Annotated in this window: 5 protein-coding genes; 3 read left to right on the top strand and 2 right to left on the bottom strand. The window is 35.3% G+C overall.

Going from position 1 to position 10,073, the window contains the following annotated elements; all coding sequences use genetic code 11:
- Window positions 1-490: 490 nt before the first annotated feature.
- The 3 genes from AC2JBO_RS24085 to AC2JBO_RS24075 all read left to right on the top strand — a co-directional run bounded on the left by AC2JBO_RS24085 (window position 491) and on the right by AC2JBO_RS24075 (window position 3,135).
- The gene (locus tag AC2JBO_RS24085) at window positions 491-943 is read left to right on the top strand and encodes an efflux RND transporter periplasmic adaptor subunit (RefSeq protein WP_496956160.1); all 453 of its coding nucleotides are present in this window, start codon (window positions 491-493) and stop codon (window positions 941-943) included.
- Window positions 894-2,309 (top strand): TolC family protein, encoded by a 1,416-nt coding sequence (locus AC2JBO_RS24080; protein WP_496956159.1) that lies wholly within the window; start codon window positions 894-896, stop codon window positions 2,307-2,309. Before AC2JBO_RS24085 ends, AC2JBO_RS24080 begins: the two co-directional genes overlap by 50 nt.
- A 265-nt stretch (window positions 2,310-2,574) precedes the next feature.
- Window positions 2,575-3,135: a DinB family protein gene (locus AC2JBO_RS24075; RefSeq protein WP_496956158.1), complete on the top strand. Its 561-nt coding sequence runs from the start codon at window positions 2,575-2,577 to the stop codon at window positions 3,133-3,135.
- On the opposite strand, the gene AC2JBO_RS24070 is transcribed toward AC2JBO_RS24075, so the two are convergent.
- Both AC2JBO_RS24070 and AC2JBO_RS24065 read right to left on the bottom strand, forming a co-directional pair.
- A complete protein-coding gene (locus tag AC2JBO_RS24070) occupies window positions 3,119-4,315 on the bottom strand; it encodes an MFS transporter (protein ID WP_496956157.1) in 1,197 nt (398 codons plus the stop codon). The two genes, AC2JBO_RS24075 and AC2JBO_RS24070, sit on opposite strands and share 17 nt — an antisense overlap.
- A gap of 359 nt (window positions 4,316-4,674) precedes the next feature.
- Window positions 4,675-9,969 (bottom strand): trifunctional serine/threonine-protein kinase/ATP-binding protein/sensor histidine kinase, encoded by a 5,295-nt coding sequence (locus AC2JBO_RS24065; RefSeq protein WP_496956156.1) that lies wholly within the window; start codon window positions 9,967-9,969, stop codon window positions 4,675-4,677.
- Between the last annotated feature and the right edge of the window lie 104 nt (window positions 9,970-10,073).

Genomic DNA, 10,073 nt, shown 5'->3' with positions numbered 1-10,073 from the left:
CACAAAACCTATCGTTGACGCATGGGCGCCAACCTTAACTTGACACCAATGGCAAGGATGCCCGCTCCACAAGAAGAGGGTATTTTTATTTATGGGTGTTTAATCTTGCGGCTGCTTCATGTAATTTTTGGCTCAAACACAAACCCATCCCAACGCACGGTATAAGTAGAGAGAATAGGGGGACGGAGTAAAAGTAACGCGCTAGGGTTTTGCTTTTTGAAGTCAATTATTAAGGGTTTTACGTCGGACATGGTAGGTGGTGAGCAACTAATGCTAGATTATTACGAAAAATTAAATATATACGAAAACTCCGAATGATATATTGTATGGCCCACGTATGGCTTCAACAGAGACTGTGAAAAGTAAAAACAGGCTAAAAACCGGGCTGAAATTACTCCTAAGTTCGGGACTTTTAGCTTTGCTAGGTGGTGGTGCATGGTTGATTTATATTCAAAGTTCCGGTAAATGATCAAATGCTATCGCGTTACCAATGATGACCGCAGACCAAGAAAACATCGAAATTACAATTAATGAAAGTGGTGCTATGCAACTCGGAGAACAACGAGACCTGAAGTCCCCAGGGGAAGTTACGGTAGACAAAGTGTTGGTTAGGGTCGGAGATACAGTCCAAGCAGGACAACGGTTATTAGTTCTCCGTAATTCCCAGCAACAAAGTACCGTTGCAAATCAAGATTTGGCAATTCGCAAACAAAAGCAAATTCTCGCGCGCAGTCAGGAAAAAGTTGTAGAAGCTCAGGATAAGCTAGCGGTAGTACAACAAGAACTTAGGGAACCTGTTAAACAACAATTCGATATTCGTAAAGCAGAGCTAGAACTCGCGCGCAGTCGTGAAAAAATTACAGAAGCGCAAAAAAAGCTGACGACAGCACAACTTGAAGGTTCAGCCAGTAGAAACATCAGTACAAAAAAAACCACAGCTTAAGCTGGCGCTTGCTAATGTTGTATATCTAGTTATTGAAAATAATACAAATATTAAGAATGCGTATTTAGATAGAATTGCTCAAAAAGCTGATTTAGCAGTTGAAGAAGATAAATTTGTTCCTGATTTTACTCCTACAGTATCAGTAAATATTAATCAGCTAGGTAGAAATGGATTGACATCCGGTTCATTGGATACAAATCTTGGTGCCAAAGTAGTTATGAGAATTGCCACGGGTGCAGAAGTTACCTTTAACTGGACAGCAGATGCTCAAACTTCTAACTTAAATTCAAACCTAAATTCTAATTTCAGTAATTTTAATGTAAGTATTAATGATAATAGTTTACAGCAAAATTTTGAACTCAGATTAAGTCAACCATTATTAAGGAATGCTGGTACGCGCATTAATCAAGCTTCTATTGATGTAGCACGAATTATTGAAAAAGTGAATATAGAAAATTTAAAATCTACTTTGAATAATACCATTACAGAAGCGATTATTGCCTATCGAGAATTAATCCGCGCGCAAGAACGAGTTAAAATTGAGCAGTTGTCACTAAAAAATGCTCAAGACTCCTTGGAAATTAACCAAGCTTTGATTCAAGCAGGTAAACTGGCGCCTGTTGAGATTATTCAAAACCAAACAGATATAGCCAACCGCCAAGTTTCTTTATTATCTGCTCAAAATGAATTAGAATCACGAAGATTAGCTCTATTAGCTATTTTAGATATTGACAAAAACACAAATATTGAAGCTGAAACCATTCCTTTAGTCAAACCAGTAGCTTTAGATATTGATAAACTTAGGAATATTGCGCTTTCTACTCAACCCAGATACTTACAGGCACAATTTATTGTAGACCAAAGTAAACTAAGTTTAATGTTAGCTGAAGATAACAGACGTTGGGATTTAAATTTAAATGCTACCTTATTGAATAATTTAAATGAAGCTGTAGATGCTAGACTAGGTTTAAGTTTAGGTCATACCTTTGGAGATTTAACTTTAGAGCAGAGATTTAAGCGCGCGCAAGTTGATTTACGAAAGTCAGAAAACACATTAAAAGACTTACAAACAAAATTAGATATTGACTTACAAGACCAAGTACGAAACGTCAATTTAAGTTATAATCAGCTAGAACTCGCGCGGCAAGCAACTCAACTATCTCAAAAGCAACTTGAAATTGAGCAAGAAAAATTAAAATTAGGTAGAGGGTCTGGAGTTTTTCAATTGATTAGATTGCAGAACGAATTAGCTCAAACAAGGAATACAGAACTCAATGCCACAATTCAATATCTTAACGCTTTAACTAATTTAGACCAGTTTCTTGGTACAACTTTACAAACTTGGCAAGTCAAAGTTGAAAGATGATCCTCAACAGAGCGCGAATTTGGCTATTTAAAAATAATCATGATGATAGGTGGTCTAAATCAAGTGGGTCGCTCTCAACAAATTCTTTAGCTGTCATATCTTTACGGATATTGGTTCTCGTATCAATTGATATTCTCTCTGTGAACTCTGTGTCTCTATGGTAAAATATTTATTTTATTAGTATTTTAGATGGAACAGGCAGGGATGCCTATTCCACAAGAATGTATAGTAAATTTTTATTTTAAGATATGAGGGTAGGTTAATAATGGCAAAATCAACTCATTTTAAACAGTTTCGGTTGATGGCACAATATAATACGTGGGTAAATAATCAAATTTATGACCTTGTAGCATCATTAACTGAGGAAGAACGGCGCCGCAGTCTTGGAGCTTTTTTTGATTCGATTCATGGTACATTAAATCATATTCTTCTTACTGACCGAGTTTGGTTAGCACGGTTTGCCATTAATACTTGTCATCAGTTTAAATCTCTACAAGATGCAAAGCTAATTTTTGACGTTGAGTCTTTGGGGGAAGAATTATATAATGATTTTACGGAACTTTGTAATGAACGCGCGCAAACAGATAGTGTTATTGAAAGCTGGACGAGCGAATTAACTGATGAGACATTATCAGCGCGGATGAAATACTATAATGTATCTAAAACTATTGAACGAGAACATGCACTTTGGTTTGCGCTAACTCACTTTTTTAATCATCAAACACATCACCGCGCGCAAGTAACTACTTTGCTGCATCAGCTTGGTTATGATTATGGGATGACGGATTTTCTTTGTATGTATAATATTACTACGGATTTTGTTTAAATGCGTTGGGTTCCGTTCCTCCACCCAACCTAGGATTATTTAATAAGCGATGTAAGATTACCATTATCAGTGCTAGGGGTAAAAGTAATACGGGAATAATACCCAACCCGAAGCGCGCGGCAAACCATCCTAATATAGTTGGAATACCAGCGGCGCCCAAGGAAGCAACACTTGTAATAAATCCAATAGCTGCGGGTACTATTTGCGGTGATATTCGAGAAGGCATTAGCCATATTATCATTGGGAAAATTGCAGCTAGAGATAAACCCATTAATGGTAGGCTAAATAATTGCTGGGGTAACAACCACCAAGCAAGTACGCTGATTACTAACAAAGTCAAAGAAAAATCAAGCGCACGTGTGACGCCAAGATATTTTACTGCACGTCCTGTTAATAGTCTTCCTACAGTCAACCCAAACCAATAAGCGCTAACACTGTAACCAGCAAGAGTCACTGGTGTATTTCTTACTTTACTTTGAACACTAAAAGCCCAGTTACCTATCGAAGCTTCTACACCTACATATACAAATAGTAATAAGCCTGCTATTAAGACTTTTGGTGTTTTTAAAGCTGCAGTTAAATTTTCTCTACCATTAGTGTTTGATGCTTCAGCTTTTTTATTTAAGGGCTTATAGTTATTTACTACTGCCCAAAGCATTCCAAATATTGTTACACTTACTACTGCTGCGATAACTAAATAAGCTTGGCGCCAGTTTAAATTTATTGCCAGCAAAGTAGTTGCCACCCCAGGTCCGAGTAATGCTCCCACACCGTAAAAAGCATGGAGAATACCCATTAAATCAGCATTGTCTTGTTGTGCTATATAAGTATTAATGCCAGCATCGATTATTCCAATTCCTAATCCAAGTAACGTACCAGCAGCAACCATTACTAACCAATATGGTGAAAGTGCGTAAATAATGAGTGCTAGGGTCAAAGTCGTAGATGCTAACAATAACATGCGCGCGAGTCCAATACGACTACTTAAAAGACTACTAGAGAAAGCAGCAATAACATAACCCGTAACCTGGCTAATGAAGAGTAACGTAATAGTAGCAGCACTTAGATTATATGTTGCCTGAATATAAGGGATGAGAACTCCTAACCCTCCCTCAGCAATGCCAATAGCTATAAAAGCATAAAACGAAAGAGCAATGCCTACCCAAGCCTTATTTTTCAAATGATATGCCCCTAGTATATATATGTATATAATTCGTCCAAAATTTAAAACATAGTAGTTCGTGTCATTAAATTTGATGTGTTACTACAGATTTTGATCCCCCCTAGCCCCCCTTAATAAGGGGGAAACAAGAGCGGTTTTAAGCCCCCCTTATTAAGGGGGGTTGGGGGGATTTCATTTTACAACACACCAAAACTATTGAAACGAACCAATAGCTCAATTTTTTGTCTTACTTTTAAGTATATATTACTAGTCAATTTCAAAAAGGCATCCGCGCTGAGGTGAGATTTAACTTTTGTATAAAATATTATGACTAGTAAGGTGGGCAGTGCCCACCCAACGATACAGAAACGTATTTATCAATACGGTAGTAATATTGTAAACTCTGTGGCAACACCCACCTCAGATAAGCAAAGTAGCTGTCCTTGATGCTCTTGTACTATTTGATGACTTATCGATAACCCTAGACCAGTTCCTTGCCCAACGGGTTTTGTTGTAAAAAATGGGTCGAATATTTTTGATTGTATCTCTGGTTTGATTCCGGCACCATTATCTATAATACTAATTGCAATTTGATTATTTTCTTTTAAAGCAGTGCGTATCCAAATTGTCGGAGTATTTTTTGTTGTGCTTGCTAGTGCATCAATTGCATTATTTAATAGATGCATAAATACTTGGTTTAGTTCTCCTGCAAAGCAGTATACTTCTGGTAGATTTGCATATTCTTTGATGACTTGAATATTGCCTAATTTTTGATGTAATATCATTAAGGTGTTATCTAGCCCTTCGTGGATATTAACTGTTTTTCTTTGGGCTTCGTCAAGACGCGCGAAGTTCCTTAATGATAATACTATACTTTTAATACGTGCGGCACCGTTCTTCATTGAAGATAAAATTTGGGGTAAATCATCTTGAATAAAATCCAAATCAATTTCTTCGATAGTATCATTTATCTCAGCAACAGGTTTGGGATAGTTTTTTTGATATAGCTCAAGTAACTCAAAGAGCGATTGAGTGTAATCATGAGTATGAGTTAAGTTACCGTAAATAAAATTAATTGGATTATTAATTTCATGAGCAACACCTGCAACTAGTTGTCCTAAAGAAGACATTTTTTCACTTTGGATAAGTTTGATTTGAGTTTGGTGTAGTTCTTGCGTGCGTTCAGCAACACGGTTTTCTAAGGTTGTATAAAAACTGGCATTTAAAAGTGAAATAGCTGCTTGTGCTGCAATTACACTTAGTAGTTCAACTCTATCTTGTGTAAATGCTGCTTTAGTTAAGTTGTTTTCTAGATACAAAATACTTAGGAGGTTGCTTTGATGAATAACTGGAAAGATTAATATAGATAATGCTTGATTATCTTTTATATAAGCATCTGTATTAAAATTTTCTGAAGAAGTAGCATCATCTAATATTAAAGGTGTGAGAGTTCGTTGTACATAATCAATTAATGATAGTGGTAAAATGTTACATTTACTGATAGGCAGTGATTGTAATACTTCTACCTCGTCTAGTTCTGGTGTAAAAACAGCCTCTAAAAATAACTCTTCGCCATGTTTGGCAATATAACATACTTTTTGGGCGCCTGCATTTTCGTGTAATAAATGCACAAGTTTAGCAAGTAAATTGTTAAGAACGATTTCGCTAGAGAGAGTTTGAGATGCTTTAATTATAGTTGCCGCATCCAGCGATGAATAATTGTTAGAGTTGATAGTGCTAATTACGGTATTTGTAATTTGAGACCTTGGTTCTCTTTTGAAAGAAGTAAAATAAGGATAGCGAGACTCTAAATCTTTAACTTTAGCTGTTGCTCCCCATTGCTGATATGCATAATAAGCATCAGTCAAATACATTTTAGCGACTTTGGTATTACCAGACTCTAAGTAAAATTCACCTGCTAACTCCGAAGCTATCGCTTGCTCTTGTATATATCCATTTAGTTGTGCAAGTTCTATAGCACTGTTATATAACTTTCCTGCTTCCCAATTTTGACCTAAAATACGGCATTTTTCGGCTTCTACAAGCTCATATTTATGCTGGTTGTTAGCAGGACAATGAAAACTCCATATTTTCATTTTATCTTGGTTGGCTGTCACAGTAGCTAAATATTTTTCTTGTTCTTGAGCAGATACGTTTGGATAATGTTTAAGTAGTGCTAATGATTCATAAAATTTCTGCTGTACAACCATTATTGATCCACTGGCGCCTGACACGTATTTTTCAGCCAAACGCGAATACTCAACTGCTTGCTCAGATTGTTGGAATATACAAGCAAGCATTGACTTAGAAAAATAAACGCAAAATAATAAATAAAGTTGATTAGACTCAACCAATATTGGCAAAAATTCATATTCATTAAAACTTTCACCGACTAAATAACAACTATTTTGCTCGGCATCTTGATAGACATCTTGATAGACATCTTGTAAGTTCAAAGCTAACTGGCGCCATATTTTAAGAATACAACTAGAGAATTCCTGTTTAACAGATTCTGCATAAGCAATATATTTTTTATATTTCTCATCTACTGCTGAAACTGGTTCACCAATTAAAAAGCTGTAGATGCAAAAGTAGCTACTACTAACACATGCATATTCAATATCCCCAGTTTCTACACCAATATTAAAAGCTTCATGAAATGCATTAATGGTGACTTTACCATGCTCTTTCCAATGACGAGTAGTGGAGTTAAAAGCCATTAATATTTTACAGGCAAAAGCTTTTGCATTAAATTTATCTAAAATTTTCAGCCCTAATAAACCATACTTATACCCTAAGTCTATTTCGCCAAATATGATGCCAATTAAACCACAAATAACATAAGAATAAGCTGCGGCTTCAGAATTACCATAGCGTATACAAATATCCACCATTGTCAATACAATTTTCACAAGTAAATCTGGAGCTGTTTGATATGTGACAGCAGTTAAAGAGTTAAGTATTTTTAATACTGCTATTTGATGTGCATCTTGGATTGTTGGTAGATTTTCTAATTGTTCAAAATTAATATCTTTTCGCAATTCTTCAGCAAGCTTTACTTCCAACTCATTGAGTAAATTCATACCAATTTCTATTGCAACTTGTGGCAAGAATTGAGGATTACAAGATTGAATTTTTATTTCATGTACTTTAATTGTATCTAAGATATTCTTTGCATTAGCTAAAACAATTTCATATAATTGTTGTAAAATATCAAAATTAGTATTTAAATACTGAGACTCAATTAATTCTACGTATAGGTTTAACGTTAAATCATAGTGGGTTTGCCAACTGTTATCTGGTAGTAATTTTATGCCTGTATTTAAATACTCAACAGATGTATGATAAGCGTTGGCTATTTTAGCTTGACGACCAGCTAATAAATTAAGTTTAGCAATTTCTTCTTTTTCTAGTTGTGATGAAACTAAATTTACGCCGATATTTAAATGATTTACAATATCTAATATATGAGTTTCTAGTTTGGAAACAAAATGATTTAGTAACAGCTTACCAATTTTTAAATGTGTAGTTTGTTTTGATGATTCTGGTATTAGAGAATAAGCAGCTTGTTGAACTCTGTCGTGTAAAAATTTAAATTCTAACTCTATTTCATTACACCCCAGTTTTTGTTCTGACTCGTGATAAATCAACAGTAGATGTTCCGCAGGCGCCTGATTATCATAGTTTAATGGTAAGATTAATCCTTGTTGTAATGCTGGCCAAAGTAAATCAATAATATCAGATACAGATTTTTCGCTGACTGTTGCCAAAATATCTAATTTAAAACTGGCACCAATACAAGCAGCTAACTGCAATGCTGACTGAGTATTAGCAGGTAATTTATTGATGTATTTTGCCATTAACTCTAATATATCCAAGTTGGTAATGCCAACACTCTGAATTTGTTGCAGGCTCCACTTCCAACAGTTTAAACTAAAATTATACTTGATGAATCCTTCTTGATAAAGTGTTTTTAATAGCTGCCTTAAGAAAAAAGGATTACCTAATGTTTTATGATATAACAAAGATGCTAAATTATGAGTTATTGAATTGTCTGTAATGTTGAATGTCTCATTGACTAATTGCTGAACTTGAGAAAAATTTAATTTTTTTAAAGTAACTTGATTAACTGTAGTGCCTGCTTTTTGAATTTCTTCAACAGTTAGAATAAACGGATGTGTTGGACTAACTTCGTTGTCACGATAAGCAGTAATTAATAATAAATACTGGCTATTACTATCAGTCATTAATCGCTGCATTAACTTGAGCGTAGCAATATCTGCCCACTGCAAATCATCTAAAAATATAACCAGAGGATGCTCTTTTTGTGTAAAAACGCTTACAAATGCACAAAATACTTGATTAAAGCGGTTTTGCCTTTCTGTGGCGCCTAACTCAACAACAGGTGGTTGAACTCCTATAATTAACTCTAGTTCTGGAATTACATCTATAATTACCTGTCCATTTCTACCTAAAACTGCCAGTAATTTTTCTTTCCACAACTTTAATTGTGTGGTATTTTCGACTAATAACTGACGCATCAAAGATTGAAATGCCTGAATAACTGATGCATAAGGAACCCCACGTTGAAACTGGTCAAATTTTCCACTCAGGAAATAACCGCGTTGCCGTACAATTGGCTTGTGGACTTCATGTACTAATGAAGATTTACCAATACCAGAGTACCCTGCAACTAGCATTAGTTGACTTTCCCCAATACTTACCGAGTCAAAAGCAGCTAGTAGTGTTTCAACTTCTTTCTCCCTGCCATAAAGCTTTTGGGGAATATTCAATTGCGAAATACGGTCACTCTCCCCTGGTAAAAACTCTGTAATTTTACCAGTATTCTTGAACTCATCTAAACAACGCTCCAAATCTGCTAACAACCCTGCTGCACTTTGATATCGGTCTTCCGCATTTTTTGCCATTAGTTTATTAATAATCGCAGCTATCACTGATGGTACATTTGGATTAAAATCTAAAATACATGGCGCCTGTTTAGCTATATGACAATGTACTATTTCCAAAGCATCATCGCTTTGAAATGGTAACTTTCCTGCCAACATTTGATAGAATGTAACGCCCAAAGAGTAAAAATCGCTGCGATAATCTACCGAACGGTTCATGCGTCCGGTTTGTTCAGGAGAAATATATGCTAATGTTCCTTCCAACTTATTCGGACAAATTAACTGTGCTTCCTGACTTATACGTGAAGCGATGCTAAAGTCGGTAAGTTTAACGATTAAGTTTTCTGGGTTAATAATTATATTTGAAGGTTTAATATCTTTATGAATTATTTGGTGAGAGTGTAGTGATACCAAGCATTTCGTAAGTTGTACAGCAATGTCCAGAAACGATACAAATGATAATCGTTCTTTGGCAAGAAATGAGTGAATACTAATACCACCAAAATCCTCCAATACTAATATATGGTGAGGTGTTTGCTCTAAGCGCGCGACTTTAACAATTCCTTCGATATCAAGATTTTGGGTAATATTGTACTCATGCTTCAACCGAGTAATTTCCTCTAACGAAGGATACTCAGCTTTCAACACTTTGAGAATCACTTTTTCTGATTTTGACTGCAATACACCTCGATAAACGATTGTACTTAAACCATCATGAATTACTTCGGTTATTACGTAGCCAGGAACTTTTACACCAGATTGCATTATTTCACCTCAATGCTCTAAACTTAGTCCACTTAGTTATGTTTCCCTTCTTCTGAGGTGAGATTAAACTTTTGTATAAAAAATATATTGAAATTGCAGTACAT

The organism is Calothrix sp. CBUCES-K 9914, from assembly GCF_059640475.1.
The sequence above is the reverse complement of the archived record's forward strand: the minus strand, read 5'-3'. Positions and strand labels throughout refer to the sequence as shown.

Bases quoted from the DNA above. Each gene is read 5' to 3' on its own strand.
- AC2JBO_RS24085 (WP_496956160.1), top strand. From the start codon at position 491: ATGATGACCGCAGACCAAGAAAACATCGAAATTACAATTAATGAAAGT.
- AC2JBO_RS24075 (WP_496956158.1), top strand. From the start codon at position 2,575: ATGGCAAAATCAACTCATTTTAAACAGTTTCGGTTGATGGCACAATAT.
- AC2JBO_RS24065 (WP_496956156.1), bottom strand. From the start codon at position 9,969: ATGCAATCTGGTGTAAAAGTTCCTGGCTACGTAATAACCGAAGTAATT.